Source organism: Kocuria sp. KD4 (assembly GCF_011769905.1).
GTDB classification, from domain to species: Bacteria; Actinomycetota; Actinomycetes; order Actinomycetales; family Micrococcaceae; genus Kocuria; species Kocuria marina.
In genome coordinates this window covers 1,459,923-1,478,044 of sequence record NZ_CP050449.1, presented here as the reverse complement: position 1 = coordinate 1,478,044, position 18,122 = coordinate 1,459,923, and the positions used below count along the sequence as shown (strand labels likewise).

The following is an 18,122-nucleotide window of genomic DNA, read 5'->3' as shown; positions in this document are numbered from 1 at the left end:
GGGGTAAACAAACTGGAGACATGGGAAGTGAGATTAACGATGGCAATTTGTGATACTAGTCGCACGCGTCACCGGGGGATACCAATTTCTGGAGAATTTTCATTCTTTCTCCGAAGAGGTTCTATAAGCGCACGTCAATTATTAGAAATGCCTCTCGAGACCCTTACATGCGGGGTCGGTTACGGCCACATTGCGGGGCCGTGGGCGTTGACTTGAAGCACTCATCATGCAGCTCACACCTGCTCGTGACGCGCCACACATGGGGCCCACATCGTAAACCAGTTCCGCGTTTCCATGCTCCATGGCCGAGAATGGCCTTATCGTGCCGTTGGAGCGGGCTCGGGTGGGAAATTCTGCCGCTTCAGCACGGCGTGGTTTTACTTTGTCACCCAAACCGATTTGCCCGGCACGCGATGCGCGGCGACGTTCTTGGAGAACCTCTGCACGTACTCGGAACCCACGGCATGCTCGTCCTCTATGGGCCAGCCCCAGGCTGTGTCGCGCCCGGCTGTGGCCCATGCCTTGCCGATGCCCCAATATTCTTCCATGGAGAACGTACCGTACTGGGTTGTCGTGACCACCCGAGTCGTGCGGCCTGCGTTGTTGAAGATCTGGTACGCCCCGCCGGAGAATCGCACAGCGTCGGTGCTCGGGAGTCCATAGCCCCGATCCGCCTTACCGAGGCCGGCGAATTTCCTACCTATGGCGCTCGAGGTCTCAACCGCATGCGTACCCGTGCTGGACGAGGAGTAGATCGAGGTGGCCTTGCCATTCCGGTAGAACCTCTGCATGATCCCAGAATTCGTGGCCACCGCTAGCTGCGGACCCTCGGGGTGACCCAGTACGGGAGCGCCACCCATCGCGGCATACTTGACGCCGATGGCACCCGAGGTTTTTTCGGCATCCAGACGCAACTTGACCACGTCGTTGCCCGTTGTCACCCATAGGGCGCCGGTCGAGTCGAAGGACATGTGTTTGTGCGCGTTGGTCAATACACGACCGTGCTGCCCGGTTGCGATGTCGAGGAGCGTCACCGTTCCCCAGGCGAGATGCGCCAATCTGGTGGTCCCCGGAACCCGAACGAGTTCCGCGTTCTGCCACGCGGGCCGTTCCGACCGCCCCTCATCGAGGACGAATGTGCGCATGACGCGGCCATCCGACGCCCGCAGTTCGACCACGGTGTCGAGAGTGCCGATGTAGAGGAAGTTGCCCATCAGCACCGGGCCGTAATTCTCGGATGTACCGGGCAGCGTCCGGCGCCAGCGAACCGCCCCGGTACGGGCGTCCGCTGCGAAGACCACGGAGGCGCCCTCGTAGTCGTTCGCACCGTACCCGGCCCGTGCAGACGTACAGGCATAGACGATGTCGCCCGCAGCGGCGAGGCCAACGATCGACAGCTCCGGCATGATCTTGTTGTAGACCGTCACCTTTCCGGTGGAGCGCTCGATGGTTCCCAACGCCCCGCCACGGTAGCCGGGCTCCGGCACGGTTCCGAACACCACGTGTGATGTGGTGACCGCCCATCCGAAGGGTCGCGATTGACGGTGCGACGGTCCCAGCCTTGCAAGAGCGCGGTAGGAAGCGGAGTCGGTGACACCGCGGTTCGTCCGGTGTTCCACGATCACGCTGGAGATGTAAGAACCGACGTACAGCTTTTCGCCGTCGACGACCATCCCCTCGATCTGTTCGATGCCGGAAGCAGGCGCCGAGTGTGCAAACGCCCCCGTGGCCAGGTTCGTGGAACACAGTCCGTCGCCGCGGTAGCCGCCCGAAAAGAGCGTGTTTGTACGCGGATCGATGACCATCGATTGCGTCATGAGCGGGACGGGAACCACTCGGTAGTCCACGCTCCCAGTGCGCGCCCCGGCCGTGGTGATCCTGGTCGCCCTCAGTACGGACGGGGCCTCGGTGAACAGGTACAGGTGTGAGCCGGCTATTCCGAGGTGCACAAGAGATTTCTCCGAAACGGTGGCCACGTTCTCGGCCTTCATGGCCGCGTCCCCCGGGCGCATCCGCCGTAGTACGCCCCAGGCATTGACGTAGACGTACCCGGCCGCGTCCGTCTCGGAGACGGATCGTCCGACGAAGGAGGTCGGGGACGGCGCCCAGGTGCGGGCCACCGTGTCGTAGACCGATAGGACCTCTTTCCCGGTGCTGCCGTTGTGCCAGACGAACACCTTGCGTCCCCTGGCTGCCGTGCGTGAGACGGTGAAATTCTTCCCGACGCCGGGAATGCCAACACGTTTAGGTAATGAGGGGGCATCGACGTCGATGCGGAACAGGTCCGGATCCGCGGTGCCGGTACCGGTCCAGACGGTTTTGCGGTCGGGAGAAATGGACAGGCCGCGTGCGTAGTGGTTGCCGGTTCCCAGCCGTGGTGTGCGAGTGATTTCCTTTCCGGTCGCCGGCTCGAGGCATACGACGACGCCGGTCGGGTATGTCCCGGCCCACAGTCGCCCCTTGTAGTCCAGCTGGAAATCGTACAGATCCGTGATCCCGCCCTGTACGTTCGCGAGACGTCGGATCGTCTTGCCGGGTACGGATACGTGCATCACCAGGTTGCCAACGGAGAAGTAGAGGTTCCCCTTGCCGTCGTGGACGAAGTTGCCACCGACTTTCGCGGATGTCGATGCCTTGAAGTGGAGCGCACCCGTGTCCGCGTTGAAGATCTGGACCGTGTCCAACCCGTCCCCGGCATTGAACGTGATGACGTACCGGTTCTGCCCCACCGCGATCACGCCGATGCCACTTGATGACGTGAGAGTGAAGCTGCGGAAGATGTTGCGATGGCGGACGACAACTGCCCCGGACACCCCGAGCTTGCCTGTCGGTGCCTGCGTCCCCTGGACAGCGGCTGCAGCTACGGCGGGGGTACGCACATGGGACGCGATGGTTGCTGCCGATCCGAGGACTGCCACCGCCGAAAAAAGGCCGCGCCGGGAAACCCCGGCGGGCGCCGACATCCCGTGGTTCTGGTGCATGCGATTCTCCCGGTTCGCGTCGGGTCCCACATCCCACGAACCGTCCGATTCGTCTGCACCCGATGATCGGGGGTGGGCGCACGGGAGAGAACACCACTCCATGACAACCGGAATTGTACGGTGATGATGCAAATGAATCGAGATGGCAGTCCGGGAATTGACGGTCCAATTCTTCATGTCCCGCGCATTCCAGCCCCATGTACTTGGGACGCGTCCCGAATCGATAGGCCGACACTTGCTCAGAGTACGAGACCGCATGGATCCCCCGGCGTGCCTAGAGCCCTTGGTGCCCCGCTCTCGTAGTCCGTCTACTTGAGGTGTCCCCTAAACTGGGACGAAGTCGCCCGATGCGGGCGTGCCGAACTGATCCTCTCCCCCAAGGTGGTGGCCGTGCCCTCGTCGATGTTGATCCTCCCACATGGACCTACGGCGCTGCGCGGAATGGGCTGGCCCGCGCGGTTCCTGGCCGGGGACTGGGTGACGGCGACACGTGTTATGACCGGCTACGCCACCGTTTGACCTATTCCATGAACGACCTGAACACAACCATCGTCACTCTAGAGGCGCTCGAGAACAACGACCTCCAATTCCTGGCGCCAGACGCCCCGCATCGAATCGATGTCGTTGCTGAGCACTCCGTATTGCCCTTCCTCGTCGTGCCTCGGACTGGGGCCGACAAGCTGCTCGTGCTGAATAATGGAGCAGTGGACCACCAGATCGCGCAGGGTCGCCCGGTGTTCCAACGATCCAGCTGGTGGCGGGAAATCCGTCACCACCAAATCTATTTCTGCGATCCCGGCACGCTGGGCACGGACCAACTATCACTCGCTTGGGGGCAGCTCAGCAGGGAGCACTGGGTGGTTTACGACGCTGCACGGGCCGTGAAGGCGCTGTCCGCCCAGCTCGGTGTGCAAGAACCGGATCGACGAGTCTACTACGGCTCCTCGGCTGGTGGCTTCATGGCATTGGCGCTGATGGCCGGGGACGCCGGGGCCACCGCGGTCGTCAACAATGCGCAGTTCGATTGGACGCGCTGGATGGCCACGGGTCTGAACCCACTCCGCGAAGCTCGGTTCGACAACATGCTCCCCAGCCACCTGCGGAAGGTGCACCCGGTGCGCACCAACGTGCTGAAAATGCTCGCCAAGCGCCGCAAGCCTGTCCGGATCGTCTACTACGTGAACCTCGCGTCCAAACACGACCGTGAGGTAGACCGCCCCATGTTCGAGGCTTTCGTCCGTTCCTACCCACGGCTGACCCGGAACGTCGAAATCCGTCCATACGAGGACCCGGTGGCAGGGCACAATCCGATGTCCAAAGAACGGACTCTGGAGATTCTGAATTGCCCCCAGAGCTCCACTGCCCCCCTCCCCCAATCCACTACCGTTGAACACGTTTCAAACGCGCGCCTTCGAGTCGGAGGTGGGTCGCCACGTGGATCCGTTAAGAGCGAAGAAGGACATCCCCCCATGCGCATCTCCGTCGATTCCCTCGCCTCATTGGATGGATCCGTTTTCCCGGCGGAGTCACCCACCAGGATCGATATCGAGACCGACCACGTCACGATCCCATTACTCGTGGTCCGGCGGGATGGAGCGACGGGGCTGTGCACTTTGTCGAATGCCGCGGTGGGACTCGAGAAGTCGGGGGGACGTGCAATTTTCCAACGCTCCTCTTGGTGGAAGGACATATTCCACCACCAGATCTATGTGTGTGATCCAGCCACCGTCGATCCAGGGGCCGTAAGCCTCGCCTGGGGGCAGATTTCCCCGGACTACTGGATGGTCCCGGACGCGGCCGTGGCGGTTCAACGCATTTCTTCCCTCTTGGGGGTTGATGCCTCATCCGACCGCGTGTACTACGGGTCCTCCGGCGGAGGTTTTCTGTCGGTAGCCTTGAGCGCTCATGATCCCGGGTCGCGAGCCGTGATCAACAATTCGCAGTTCGACTGGACCACCTGGATCCCCCGAACGGTTACGACCCTTACGGAACAACGTCTGGGAGGCGTGGATGCCGAGGCGTTCAGGCACAGCCATCCGGAACGCGCCAGCGTGCTGGACCTCATGCTGCGCACCCCACCGGCCTCACACGTGGATTATTGGGTGAATCTCGGGTCCGACCACGATGCCGAGGTGGATCTGGGCCAGGTCCAGGATTTTCTCTACCAGCATCCCGATTTCGCATCGCATTGGACCGTCCACACGTACCAAGACGCAGCAGCCGGTCATGACGCCATCGACAAGGCCACGACGGTGAGAATCATCAACGACTCGATCGACCGTGATGAAGCCCGCTCACCCTGGATGCCGGGCACCCAGCGATTGGAAATGCCCAGCACGATGGTGGCTTTTCAAGGCCGGGAGTGGAAGATGTATGGCGCCACCGAGGATGATCATATTTTCCGGATGCTCCACACCACGGGCCAGTTCTACGAGGAACAGCTACTTTCGTTCATCTCCACTCTGGTCGAACCCGGTGACCTGGTCCTGGACGTCGGTGCCAATATCGGAAACCATACTGTTTTCTTCGCGGGGCCCATGGGATGCACGGTGGAATCGTATGAGGCACTGCCCGTCCTGCTTCCCTCTCTCACGGCGAATGTCATGGACAACTTCTTGGATGAGAGGGTGGAAATCATACCGTCCGCGGTGGGCGCTTCAAGCGGCCGGCTGGGTATCAGATCGTGGGATCCACAGAATGTCGGCAGCACGAGCCTCGAGATTCGGGACGACGGCCCCATCGCGATGACGACTCTGGATGCGAAGTCGCGAACCGTGCCGGTACGCCTGATCAAGATCGACGTCGAGGGGATGGAGCTCGATGTTCTGGCCGGTGCGCGGGCCACCATCGGACGCGATCGACCGATTCTCGTCATTGAGGCCCGGGACCAGGAAATGGATCGCCGACTCCGAAACTGGCTCGCCGATCACGACTACGTGGTTCTCGGGGTGTTCAACGCGACACCTACTCTCGTGGCGATGCCGGCATCCGGGAACGAAGCCACGCAAGCGTTGGACACCCTCGCCAATGCGCTCTCCGCACTCGTCAGCCGATTCAACGAGTTCGACGCCAAGCTGGACAAGTTCGGCCGCTACCTGTCCCAGCACACCCGATGAACACGATCCCCCGAGGAAGCTCACCGCACATGAACAATTCAGCCACCGGGCCCGACCGCACCCGGACACTCCACGTGCACCATGACGTCGCCGGCTTCGGAGAAGCCCTCAGCCGTGACTACGCCGGGGAACATCACGTGCCGATCGGTGATGGTCGCCACCTCAAACTCCGAGTGAGCGGGGCCGTCAGTCACCATGAGGGCGCCGTGCCCGTGTTCTTCGCGGCCGGTCGGGAATCCTCCTCCGGGGCGACGCAATTCTGGGGCTCAGCCATCGGCCGACGAGTCGCCCATGGATTCGTGGAGCTCGCAGACCCATCCCTGGAATTCGCGGACTCCCTCAAGATGGGCTGGTACGCCGGCATGGAGGGCACGCGGGCCGGGGACGTCATCCTCACCGTGTTGGACACCATGGCGCGGGTTTGGGGCCGCGAACTCGTTCTCGTCGGCGGGGCCGACGGCGCGTTCGCCGCGCTCTCGTATGCATCGCGGATGCGGACCGCAGGTTCCGCTTTCGTCTGGAATCCCCCCACTGATCTGGGGTCCTACAATCGCCAGCTCGTGGACGCCTACCTTCGCCTCGCCCACCCGACGACGTTCGAGGAGGAGGTACCCCCGGCTCAATGGCAAGACCGGCGTCGCGTCCAATTCCGCCGAGCGGGCATCATGGAGAACCTGAATGATCCCCGACTGCACAGACCTGGTCGTACCGACCGACTGTTGTACCTGCAGAACCAATCGGACTGGCGAACGGTGGCCCACTGTGCGCCCTATGTGGCCGCGCACGGGATTCTGCACCTCGGGACGGGCAGTTACATGATCGATCCCCAGCACTGCGTGCAGGTGTGCGACTGGGGAGCCGGCCACGCGCCCCTGGAACCGGATGCCCTGGCGGAATCATTGAGGTCATTCCTCGCGAACGAGGAAACACCGCTGGAGATCGGACGTCGTCTGGCTCTGAACACGTGTCGATCGAGGGAAAACCTCGCGAAGGCACCCCGGGATCTTCGCAACCTTCGGGATTCGATTGCGCCCTGGGTGCATGCCGAGCACGCCAACCTGTCGGGCATCGTGGAAGTGTCGATGGGCGGGGACGTCAAGGCGGGATACGGCGGTCTGAGGTTCGGGGTGCAGCAACTCGCAGCCGGGAAGTCCGAACAGCTCGCGTGGTATTCCGACGCCACATTCATTCCCGTGGAGCCCCGCAGGGTGCGTCATGACGGTGAGTTGAAATTGATCGTGCGTGACGGCATGAACAATACGCTCGCCGTGCTCCCCGTTGAGCGAAAGGGCCCCAGCCTGCCTGAGCTCAAGGCATTCATCTACGGGAGTTGCGTCACGCGTGACGCTTTCAACCTGAGTGGTATGCCCGAGGTGGCCGATTATGTGGCCAGGTCGCCCTTGCTGTCTGCGATGGGCGAGAAGCCGGACCTGGGCGATGTCGACGGGAGTCCGCAGCAGCTGTCGAGTGCATTCCAACGCCGTATGGTCGAGCGGGATCTGGACAAAAGTTTGCCCACATTGCTCGAAGAGACACCCCACCACCTGATGATCGTCGATCTCATCGACGAACGGCTGGCGGTACACGTGGATGACACCGGCGCCTACACCAGATCGAATGAGGCCAAGGAGGCGGGGTTGCATAAGGACTCGGGGACGGAGTTCACCCCCTTGTCCCCCGGGTTCATGCCTCTCTGGGACGACGCGGTTGCGAAGTTCGCCGAACTGGTGCAACCGGAACGAGTGATCCTGAACAAGATCTATTGGGCAGAGACGGACAATCACGGTGAAGGACTCGAACCCCAATACCCCGTGCGCGCTCACAACGAGGCCCTCCGAGCAATGTACGCCGCGTTCGAAGCACGGATCCCCTGCCATGTGATCTCATATCCGGACGAGATCCTGGTGGCTGATCGGGAGCATCGATGGAACCTGACCCCGTTCCACTACGTATCCGGCGTCTACCAGCATTTCCGTGACCAACTCGTACGGTTGGTGTCCGACCTGTAGCCCCAACCCTGGCGTCGGTGATGCGGGACCCCGGAGCCGGGTGTCTCATCTACCGTCCGCCCATGTCGCAGCGGGTGACCGACCTACAACCCGCGACCGGCCATGGAGCGCAGGGCCCTCACGAGGCGGCTCGCAGGGGCGCCCTCCTCGGTGCCCGCGTAGAGTTCGCTACCGGGTGCCACAACCAATACCGCATCCGTCACCACATCGTGGAACAGGGCACCCCCCTCGGCGACCTCTCCCACCCAGTACACCGTAACGTCGGCGTCGATCGCGGCTGATACCGTCCGGATCAGCTCCGCCCCGAGCTCCGGGGCCGCGTCGGTGAGCGCGCCGCTCCATGGGCCTGCCTCCAAAGCCGTTGCGTCCAGAATCAGGGCTCCGGGCCGAAGTCGGCGCACCGCCTCTTCCACCAGGCCCGGAACAGCAGGGAACACCACGAATCCCGCGTCATCAAGCAGTTGGCGGCCATGCGACGTCGATGCGGCGATGACTGCGCGGCGCCCGCTGTACTGTTTCCATTCGTCGAGACTCAGAATGTCCCCCAGAGTCGTGGAACCCATGCCGGGAGGCTCAGGCGTCGCGGCGCGACCCACCAGCGGTCGAGTGCGATCAGTCATTGTTCTTCTCCTCCTGGGTCGTTTCCTCGGGTACTGGCAACAGCCAGACCAGGGTGCGCCCCGTGGACGCTCCGCGCCGAACGAATACCGGCCCACTCGTGGCGCCCGACCACGACATCAAGCCGTGCTCCGTGAATTCACCCACCCGCGCGCCCAGACGATGAACGTCTCGTGGAGCGAACCGCGCGGCGTGCATGATGTCCTCCGCCCACGTCTCCCCCGCGGGCCCGCGCCATGTGCAGATCCAAGGCGCTGTGGGTTCTGAGACCACCGGGATGCCGGCTGAAGCGAGAGTGACTAGCGCGTCTTCATGGGCGGCCGCCACGGTCACATCCCGGGGTCGCAGGGTCTGGGCCAACAGTTCAGCGGCCACATCGGGCGTCAGACCCTCCACCACGGCACTCCACGCCGTGTCATCCGGTATCGCAACGGGGACTCCCACGCCACGGAACATGATGGCGAGCGCGTGCTCCGCGAGATAGGAACGCCGTACTTGCCGCAGCTGCTCCCAGGAGAGCTGGCGCCAATGTGCGCGGTCCTTCATGCACGGGGCCAAGATCTCCTCGAGCCGTGTGGGGTCGTTCTCCGTGGGGACCGCGGGGAGGCAGCGGCTCAATCCGAGGCCCGTTCCGCTGACCACGACTGCTCCGGATGCCGCGATCTCCACCACGCGGCGTGAGAACATGGTGGGTGAATCGTCCACCGAGTTCACGTTGATGTGGACCGGGTGGGCTTTGTAGGCCTCGAGAACTTGGTCGTAGCTCAGTCCGCCCTCGATGAAATCGTCATAGTGCGAGGGGAAGTGGTACGGCGAGTTGGGCACGTTGACCTGGCGATCGTAAATGGTCAACCCCTGCGTGGCGGCTGCGGCGAGCAACGCGTCCAACTCGGCGGAGCGGTGCGCGTAGCGGGCTCCGTAGTAGGTACCGGCATAACTGACCGTATGCTTCTCAGCCCACAAACCAGGCAGCGGATTGTGCAGCACGGGCTCGGCGTAGAACGGCATGGAAGCCACAGTGGCCGGTCGATGCCCATCCGGTAATTGCAGATAGGCGGGAATTCGATCCGCGTCAGTGGTGTAGATGGCATCACACAAGGCCGCGGTGGGCGCGAACGACCGGAAATGGACCGGGTCCTCCTTGTTCCAGAAGATCACCGGGACTCCGAGCGCCCGTGCCGTGGCGATGGCGCGTTCGATGTCGTCCCGTTCGTTCGGGTAATAAGCGACGCCGTGGAACCATTCTCGGTTGTGACCGGTCCACGCGGATTCCACGAACAGGACATCGAGGTTCTGGGACGCCACGTGCAGGTAGGCATCACGGCGGGGGATGCTCACCACGTGACACCGGCCGGCGATGGTCCGCTGCGTGAACTCGTCGGCGATCACACCCACAGTGAGGTCCCCCAGAGTCACAGACGGTGTGGCGGCCGTGCGATAGGCGTGCGCCGATACTGCAGCTGTCACGACATCCGTGGTCACCTCGGCCGCAGTGCCGACCGCGGCGTCGAACTCGTCCGACCCCGGCATCCATGCGGCATCGGGGTCGCCGCCGGCTGTTTCCAGGATCGCGGGGACGCCGAGCCTGCGGGCTGCGAGCACCGTCCCCCATGCCGTGGTGAGGTGTGCTGACGTGACGAGCGCGGCCGGCCGGTGCACGCGGGCCGCACGGGTCACGGCATCGGCGATCCACTGCACCTGCTGCACCGGATGGAGTTCTGGGTCCGCGAAAAGGGATTCGATGTCCGACGCCGGAGCCGCTGAACCCAGGGTGGTGATCCGTAGCTGGGCGGCTGCCTCGTTGACCTCCCGGGCGGGAATCAATTCCCCGCAGGCCCCTGCCATCTCAAGGGAAATGGCGAGCGCAGTATCCCGGACGGGCAGGTAAGCCGCGCCTGGGCTCCGTGGCGGACGCACGAAACTGCCCGAGCGGAACAAGTGTTCCTCCCGATGTTCGGACAAGAGTTCACGGGTCCGCGCGCTGAGTTCTTCCTCCCGACCGGGGTACCGGTTCAGTAGCGCCTCCGCGGCGACCAGGTCGCGCTCGCGGATGAGCAATAGCAACAGCATCCGGTCCAGCATTGCGACGTCACTGGTCTCGTCGAAGTTCTGCTGCATCCGCGTGAGATCGAATTCGTCAGCGACAGCTGGGCGTTGCGTTGAGCCGCCGAACAGGACGTCGGCCCAGAGTGGGGCTATACGACTGAGGTCCCAACGCTGGACGGCCTGTCGGGCGCGTGCCGATACCCGGTCGAAACCCGACTCGATGGCGTTGGCACGCAGAATGCCATCCGCCGCACTGGCCGTGTCCGCATGCACGAATTCTTCGGGAAAGATCTCGCGGGCGCCCTCACGATCCCACACCACGGGGACAGCGCCGCTGGCCTGCCCCTCCACCGGGGCGAGGTGGAAGGTCTCGCGAGAACTCGGGGAGAGCATCCACCCGATCCTGCGGAACCACCGCCCCATGTCGGGATCGAACGCGTCGAAGGAGACATGGGCCAGCAACTCGGGGTTGTCGATGAGCCGCTCGTAGAACGCCCGATAGGCGTCTTGGACCACCGGCTGGCGCCACATCCAGGCGTAGTCCCAAGGGTTGCGGCCCCGCAGATGCAGCACGTAGCGGTCGTCGTGTTCCAGGAGGGTTTCGAGCAGATCCAGGGCCCGGTCAGGTCTTTTCAGGATGGGGACGTAGCCCGCCAAACCAAGGTGGAACCGTGCATCATCGATCTTGGTGCCGAGATACTCAGCCACCTCGATCATGTTGGGAATGACAGTGGTCCGCTCGGCAGGCCACCCGAGCTCCTGGATCACCCGTTGCCGGTAGAACTCGGAGACGAACACGAATTTGTCCACGTTGGCCACGTTGATGTCGTGAACAATGTCCTGGAAGAGTTCGTAGCCGTGGAAGTGGACGATCAATGTCTGTCCGGGACGCTTGTGCCAGGAGTACCACACGGCGTTGTTCGACGAGAATTCGCACAGGATGACGTCCGCTTCTGACAGGGCGGTGTCAGATGCCTGCACATCCTGGTGCCGTTGGGTCCGCCACCGGTCGTAGGAAAGGGTGAGACCGTGCACGCGTTGCAAGGCGTTAACCAGCTCACCCAAGAACTTGAAGTCATGGCCGGCGATCAGCAAGTTGACGTCCCGCCCCAAGGTTGCCATGGGACGGGCCTTTTCCGCGAGATCCTGGATGGCAGGAATTCCCCAGTCGGGAACGTACAGCGAGACACGAGCATCATCGATGCCGAGTCGCAATGCCATGGCATCTCGAGTTGCAGCGTCTGCAAACAGGATGTGCCCTTCGCGTGACCGCAGAACTTCCGCGAGTCGAATCAGGTCCTCCGCCCCGGTGGTGGCCGATTCGTCGCCCGTCGACCCGGGCACAACGAAAATTACGCGAGGTGACAAATTCTTGTGCCCCAACAGGGACCAGGTCACATGCACGTCATCCGTAAGGATCTGGACTGCGCCGGTGTCGTTGGCGGCGTTAACCAGATGAGACGCGATACTCCGCGGCATTGGTCGACCCTGTTCATCACGCTGGGCCGATGGGATCAGCAGTGCATGGTGGTTCATGGCTGCAGACCCTTCAGGCAGCCGATCAAAGAATTGGTGGACGTCGTGTCCCAACCCCGGGAGCTCCTCCAATTCGTGACGCAGGTACACGATCGAAGGTGCCCGATTGTCCCGATCGAGGAACGGAGCAAGCAGCAACTTCAAATCCGCCGTGGCCACCGAGGGTACGTAGTGGAAGCGTACGGCGCGCTGGCTCGCGAAGCCCGCCATGAACCGCATCTTGTCCACGTCATCCGTTACGACGCCCGCGCATACAGCCAACCCCTCCGTTGCGGAGCGACGGGCGGCGCGGTCCAGCTCAACGTACCGCTGGTAACCCGCAGGGTCCACTCGTACCCAGGAATCAGGTGACAGCGCGTCCGGAAACGTGATTGCTTCGTTCAGGTCCACCAAAGGATGGAGTTCTTCGTCGGTCCCGTTATTCATCGTTCTCCATCATTGAGATTCACAGCAGCTTGCGAGCGCGGTCTCATATCACCCTGACGGAGGGAGATGAAACGGCGGTAGGTGTGTCGGTGACCTGGGTGCGCAGGAAACAGCGGACGCGGTATACGCCTGGTGGGACATCGTCGAACTGGATGTCGTACGCGTATTTCGTATAAGCGATTTTGCGAATCGCCTCTTTGCCCCGATACAGGTAGTAGGCCGCGCTCACGGGGAGATCCGCGCCCGTCACCGTGGCCGAGACACACGCGCCCCGGGCCATGGCATCGACAACGGGCGCCGCGGGTGCAGTCTGCGCCTCAGGGTTGCGCTCACCGGTCCACGGGCCCAACCGCTCCCTGATGAACTGGCGGAACGGAGGACCAATCTCGGCGTGGGTCAGCCCCGGCACCTCACGCACGAGGAGGTTCGAATGCCCCATGGCCGATAGCTCCCGGCGCAATAGCGGTAAATGATCTCGATAATGGTGGTCTCGGGTGCCGATGATCACCTCAACCGAGGTGCTTGGTGAGAGACCGCGCAACTGCCGGGGCACGATCTCATCCGCCCACGCAATGTCCGCCTCGTCCGTACCCCCTGTCATGTACTCGAGGACGTTGGGGTGAGGTTTTTTCAGGAAGGAGCCCACCCGTGTCTGCGGCGCTCCCACCACGATCCGCCCCACGGGGACGGTACCGCCGAAGATCAAAGCCGCCGTCCCCCCCTTCGAACTGCCCACGAAGGCCACGTCCGACCAGTCCACTCCCAGTCGATCCTTGACGTCCGTCACTGCCGAAAGAACCGACCGGCGTATGCTCTCGTCGCGGTGGTCAGAGAAGAAATACGCTCCCTGATCACCGCAGTCGTCCATGACGAACAGCGTGTGCGCATCGAGGACCGACACGGCATCCCGATAGTTGTACGTGAAGCTCCCCACTCGGGCCATGGCCGAGAAGACCACCACGAGCTTGCGTGCGCCGGGACGAGTTTCGAGTAGGTAATTCACAGGCATCTCAGCTTGGAACTGTCGCCATCCGCTTCCTGGCGCACCCACACCCCAGTCACGCAGGGTGAAGTCACCTGTACGGATGAGCGTGGTGAGTCGGAATGAGGTACCTCGTGCTGCAATCTCGAGGACGGCACCGGGTTCGGATTTGCCGAATGTGGGGAAACGATGGCTATGAACACCCGGGCCTTCCCCAGCCCGGCGAATTCGGGTGGTGGACGGCCGAGGCCCAGACCAGGTCATCTCCAGAACCTTTCGAGAGCCCACGAAGAGTTCCAGGCCGTTACCGCGAAGCACGGGACGCGTACCCGCGCCGAGATGCCAACGAAGAACGTAGTCGTGTTCGTGCCCGTCGTCGGTCGTGACCTGATCATCCACATGGACAGCGGTCCACGGTGTCTGCGCATCTTCTACCTGTGCTGTCGAAACGTCACGGATGTGGCAGAAATGATCGGAACGTCTGTTCACACCTTGGACCAGCAGCTCCCCGGTGGGTTCGCTTCCGTGATCAGTGAACTCGATGCCCCCGGGCTCCCGGTCCGCACGGGGTTGGCTGACGCCATCGACGGTGATGACATTATGGGCGAACTGGGAGAACGCGTACTTGGTAAGCGGGTCAGAGTAGTCATAGCCGAATGGTCCCGCCTCCCCCAACACCAGGTGACCGTGGGTGTACACCAGCAACGAGAGGTCATCCGCGTGATGGTGGTAGTTCGACCGGTACCCGGACTTGAAGACCAGCCAGTCAGCGTCTTGGACTTCCCATGATGAACGGTGCACCGCATAGCCCCCGTCCGGGAAAACGGCGGTGGTTTCCGACGGCGCAGCTCCTCTGGTCCCCTGGTGGACGGCATAGTCGTAGGCCGGTGAGGAGAACGTACTTCTGTGGGACATGTCCCTCACACGGGCCACTTTGGTGTCCCCGAGGGGCGGGAGGAACCCGTTCGGCATGATCACGTGGGTCGCGAAACGTTCAGCACCCTCGTAGATCCGGTGCAGCGATGCCGAGGTACCGGGTTCCAGCAGGTCCAGTACCGGAATCAGATCGCGAAGATAGCGGCTGACCATCAAGTGATATCCCGGGCTGTTCTCCACGTGGACGCCATCGCGGGTGAAGCTCGAGGTGAAGTAACGGTGCAGCCTGTCTGCGGCCAAGTGCAGTAGGTCGTCCCTGCGCGGGGGGTCCGTGACTGCCATCCCCACGTCCGACGTCACTAGGCGTAGTAGTGCAATGTCCTGGAACATCCCGTGATTGTTGTTACCGGCATAGAACGAGGCAGCCGACAACAGATCGACATGCAGCGTCACCAGCGCTTGCACGGCCGATACGTACTCCTCGGGCACACCGCCCGGGAACTCATCCAGCAAGCGCGCCATCTGTAGGCTTCGTTGCGCGGTGGTTTCATCGTGAAAGGCCATGTCCGAGGAACCTGGAACGCCGGTGTTGCAAGTGGCCCAAGAGAGGACCAATTTCAGCGCATCCTGATGGGCCGTCTCTGTTCCCCCGGGAGTGGCGAGAACGGTGGCGTGCCAATCCGCGAAGAACAAGAAGCCATGGAGATAACGTCCGTGGGTCCGAGGCAGCGGGGTCTGCCACACCGTCTCCTGAGAGGCGTCGATCCCACCCAGCGTGGGATGCATGATGACCCGCTCATTCAGAAAGCAGCGGGCGCGCTGGCGGGCCGCATCGTTGGCGATCTCAGGCACGAATGAGTCCGTGATGCGCCTGATGGCTTCGTAGGTTGCTGACTCCATGGGCCTTTCCGAAAAATGACCGACGACTCCGTGAACCCGCCGGAAAACTGCTCGATAGCTTACTTGGAATTTTCTACGGTTAATTCGATCTTTTGTCGCGGTTCGAAAGGCGTGCCAGCAGAAGGAGTTTGCGAGACGACTTTCCATTCTCGCGTGTTCTTGGTTTCTGGGGTGTGTCCCTTGCGGTCTTTCACCGTGTAGGAGACGTCGTTATCCCGCGCGAAGATGATGGCGTCGTACAGGGGTTTGTCCTTGAAGTCCGGCAGGGTGTTCGAGGCCGACGTCTGTTCAGCCGGTGAGACGCTCGTCTGACCCGCTGCGGTTTCTCCGGGCTGAGACGAGCCGCAGCCGATCAACGTCAGCGGGAGGATGACAGCCGCAGTCGAGGTCAAGAAAAGGCGCGGGGCCAGGGAACGAGCAGATCTGTGCGAGATCATGTCCGAGACTTTCTGTGGGGGGGGCGAAAAGGAATTAAAATTGCGTGGATAGTCGATTGCCGCCGAATAGCCCGAGGAGGCGAACTTGCGAACCACCCGGGGGCGGTTTCCGTATACCGAAAGAGGGGATAGCTTACGCAAGGTTCTACCGGTCATCGTACAGCTGGCGTGGGTGTGAAAGGCTTATCGGGGGTTCTTTACGTGCGTAGTAAGTCTCAAAACCGATGTCATACCGATCATGGGTATAGCATTCTCTGTGGGGTCATGCCGCTGTCACCGCCCTTACCTTGATCGTCTGCGCGTCGTCCCGGGAGAACACGCGGATACGGCAGGACGCCGAATCGTCGGCGCAGAACGTGTGAGACGCGCGCCGGTTGTATGGCGTCCGTTCGATGGCGCCATCGGACCGAATGAGGTAGAACGCGTAGAGAGGCCCGCCACCGCGGACAACCACGCGTACCAGGCCGCGGTCCGTGCGGGAGACCGTGACCGCCATCCCGGTGTTGTCCTGGGCGTGTTCAACGACTGAAACCGTATGATCCCGTGCCAGTAGCGCGGACGGGAGCACGTCTTCGACCCGTCCTTGCAATGCATCAGGCGTCATGCGGGAGCCGAGCACGTCAACCGCTGCCTCGTCCCACGGGCCGATCAGAGTCGGGAAGAAACACGAGGGTCCCTGCCCGGTGACGGCCAGCTGATCCACGGGTGAAGCCCTCCGCCATCCCGTGGACGTCCAGCCCGCCAGGGGGTTCTTTTCCCCGCGACGGACCTCCGTCGGACCGCCGTTCAAGGTGCTCACGTGGATGCTCTTCTTCTCGCGGCGAAGGATGAAACCCGTGCGGAGACGCTGAGCCTCTACGCCGCGACCACAATTCCAGCGCTGTTCCACGACGGTGGATTCCGGGGTTTCCACGGAGTCGAGGACGAGGAGTTGACGCCGGGCCTTGAGGTAGATGAGTCGCCGAAGGATTCCGACGTCGTCGTACCCGGGGTCGCCGAAGATGAGGTCCACGTAGTCACCGGTTTCCGTGCGGCCGAGTAAGGAGACCTCGGTGTCCCTCCGGTACGTCCTTCCGGGCACCACGGCGACATTGTGGCTCTCCCGGCCCACGACGTAGTCCCGCATGGGACTCTTTCCGTAGTAGTACTTGCCGGAGTCATCGATCCATTGCACCCCGTCGGCAGCAAAGGTCACCGAACCACCGTCGCGGTGACCGTGGACCTTGTCCTGCCGGCCCCATACCGCCGTGACGAATGTTTCATCCTGGTAGGGGCGATCTTCTCCCCAACCACTACGCAGGAATGCATAGCCGGCGTCGTAGACGGCCGTGGTCGTATCGGGTTTGGTTCCCTCTCGCCCTTGAGTGACCACGAAACGAGTGAGCGGGTGGTTGATCCTGCGGGGATTGCCGCCGTCGGTGTCCCCGATCCGGGCGAACCGTCCCAGCGGACTCGTTGCGTGAGCCAACAGCTGCGGTGCCAGGTCGAGTCGACGCGAGAGTTCCGGGCGGGGAATCCCCTCCAGATCCAGTCGTGTCAGAGCATCTTTCCACCACTCGTAGTTCTGTAGGTGGTAGCCGAGGGAGCCTTCTTCGTTGGCGCCCTGTTCGTCGTAGGCCGCCGCGAGCTGGGCGGTGAGCCGCTCGAGCGCAAGTTCGGTCACCTCAGGATCTTCCAGTACCACGCCCAGTACGAACAACCCCACATGCTGGTGGAATCCGTGGTTGCCCCGTTTGAGATGGGAGGGTTCGGACAGCCAGGCCACATGGTCGTGGAGAGAGCTCAGGAGCCACTCCTGCTCCCCCACCACCGTGAGACCGTGACATAGTTCCATGGCTCGAATGCCGTCGCTCATGTCGATCCACGACCACCGCGTCTGTCCCGCGCCCGGTGGGTTGGCGGTGATCCACGAATGCGCCAGGAACTCCCACCGTTGCGCAGCTTCGACATCTCCGCGGTTGGCGGCGCGCCGCAGCGGATCCAGCCACCGCAGCATGTGGTACTGGAACTGCCAGTTGTTGTCCTGAAAAGGGTTTTCCCGCCAGGTGGGTTCTTCCGGGAGCGACCACGCTTTGTGCGGCGCCATGGTGAGACGGCCCGCCTTGAGATCGTTGACCTTGGCGTTCTCATCGGCTGATGAACGGAAGTGGGTGCCCAGCGCTTGTCGCCGAGCCGCGTCCAGGTTCACCATGCGG

8 protein-coding genes are annotated in these 18,122 nt (G+C 62.6%); 2 read left to right on the top strand and 6 right to left on the bottom strand.

Features of this window, described 5'->3' with window-relative positions; genetic code table 11:
• Positions 1 to 377 precede the first annotated feature (377 nt).
• Positions 378 to 2,981 (bottom strand): LGFP repeat-containing protein, encoded by a 2,604-nt coding sequence (locus HBK84_RS06675; RefSeq protein WP_167318492.1) that lies wholly within the window; start codon positions 2,979 to 2,981, stop codon positions 378 to 380.
• 527 nt (positions 2,982 to 3,508) lie between these two features.
• On the opposite strand from HBK84_RS06675, the gene HBK84_RS06670 reads away from it, so the two are divergent.
• Both HBK84_RS06670 and HBK84_RS06665 read left to right on the top strand, forming a co-directional pair.
• A complete protein-coding gene (locus HBK84_RS06670; protein ID WP_167318491.1) occupies positions 3,509 to 6,097 on the top strand; it encodes an FkbM family methyltransferase in 2,589 nt (862 codons plus the stop codon).
• 29 nt (positions 6,098 to 6,126) lie between these two features.
• The gene (locus tag HBK84_RS06665) at positions 6,127 to 8,106 is read left to right on the top strand and encodes a DUF6270 domain-containing protein (RefSeq protein ID WP_167318490.1); all 1,980 of its coding nucleotides are present in this window, start codon (positions 6,127 to 6,129) and stop codon (positions 8,104 to 8,106) included.
• Between the two features lie 83 nt (positions 8,107 to 8,189).
• Here the strand turns inward: HBK84_RS06665 and HBK84_RS06660 are convergent, their stop codons facing one another.
• The 5 genes from HBK84_RS06660 to HBK84_RS06640 all read right to left on the bottom strand — a co-directional run bounded on the left by HBK84_RS06660 (position 8,190) and on the right by HBK84_RS06640 (position 18,118).
• Positions 8,190 to 8,726 carry a hypothetical protein gene (locus HBK84_RS06660; RefSeq protein WP_167318489.1) on the bottom strand — a complete coding sequence of 179 codons (537 nt, stop codon included), beginning with the start codon at positions 8,724 to 8,726 and terminating at the stop codon, positions 8,190 to 8,192.
• Positions 8,719 to 12,732: a glycosyltransferase gene (locus HBK84_RS06655; protein ID WP_167318488.1), complete on the bottom strand. Its 4,014-nt coding sequence runs from the start codon at positions 12,730 to 12,732 to the stop codon at positions 8,719 to 8,721. The genes HBK84_RS06660 and HBK84_RS06655 overlap by 8 nt, the downstream gene beginning before the upstream one ends.
• Positions 12,733 to 12,775: 43 nt before the next feature.
• Positions 12,776 to 15,490: a heparinase II/III family protein gene (locus HBK84_RS06650; RefSeq protein WP_167318487.1), complete on the bottom strand. Its 2,715-nt coding sequence runs from the start codon at positions 15,488 to 15,490 to the stop codon at positions 12,776 to 12,778.
• Between the two features lie 59 nt (positions 15,491 to 15,549).
• Positions 15,550 to 15,927 (bottom strand): PASTA domain-containing protein, encoded by a 378-nt coding sequence (locus HBK84_RS06645; protein WP_167318486.1) that lies wholly within the window; start codon positions 15,925 to 15,927, stop codon positions 15,550 to 15,552.
• A 262-nt stretch (positions 15,928 to 16,189) separates the two neighbouring features.
• Entirely contained in the window at positions 16,190 to 18,118 is a 1,929-nt protein-coding gene (locus HBK84_RS06640) for a heparinase II/III family protein (protein ID WP_167318485.1), read from the bottom strand.
• Positions 18,119 to 18,122: the final 4 nt, after the last annotated feature.

Excerpts from the sequence above, each read along its gene's own strand:
- HBK84_RS06675 (WP_167318492.1), bottom strand. The coding sequence starts at position 2,981 with ATGCACCAGAACCACGGGATGTCGGCGCCCGCCGGGGTTTCCCGGCGC.
- HBK84_RS06670 (WP_167318491.1), top strand. The coding sequence starts at position 3,509 with ATGAACGACCTGAACACAACCATCGTCACTCTAGAGGCGCTCGAGAAC.
- HBK84_RS06665 (WP_167318490.1), top strand. The coding sequence starts at position 6,127 with ATGAACAATTCAGCCACCGGGCCCGACCGCACCCGGACACTCCACGTG.
- HBK84_RS06660 (WP_167318489.1), bottom strand. The coding sequence starts at position 8,726 with ATGACTGATCGCACTCGACCGCTGGTGGGTCGCGCCGCGACGCCTGAG.
- HBK84_RS06655 (WP_167318488.1), bottom strand. The coding sequence starts at position 12,732 with ATGAATAACGGGACCGACGAAGAACTCCATCCTTTGGTGGACCTGAAC.
- HBK84_RS06650 (WP_167318487.1), bottom strand. The coding sequence starts at position 15,490 with ATGGAGTCAGCAACCTACGAAGCCATCAGGCGCATCACGGACTCATTC.
- HBK84_RS06645 (WP_167318486.1), bottom strand. The coding sequence starts at position 15,927 with ATGATCTCGCACAGATCTGCTCGTTCCCTGGCCCCGCGCCTTTTCTTG.
- HBK84_RS06640 (WP_167318485.1), bottom strand. The coding sequence starts at position 18,118 with ATGGTGAACCTGGACGCGGCTCGGCGACAAGCGCTGGGCACCCACTTC.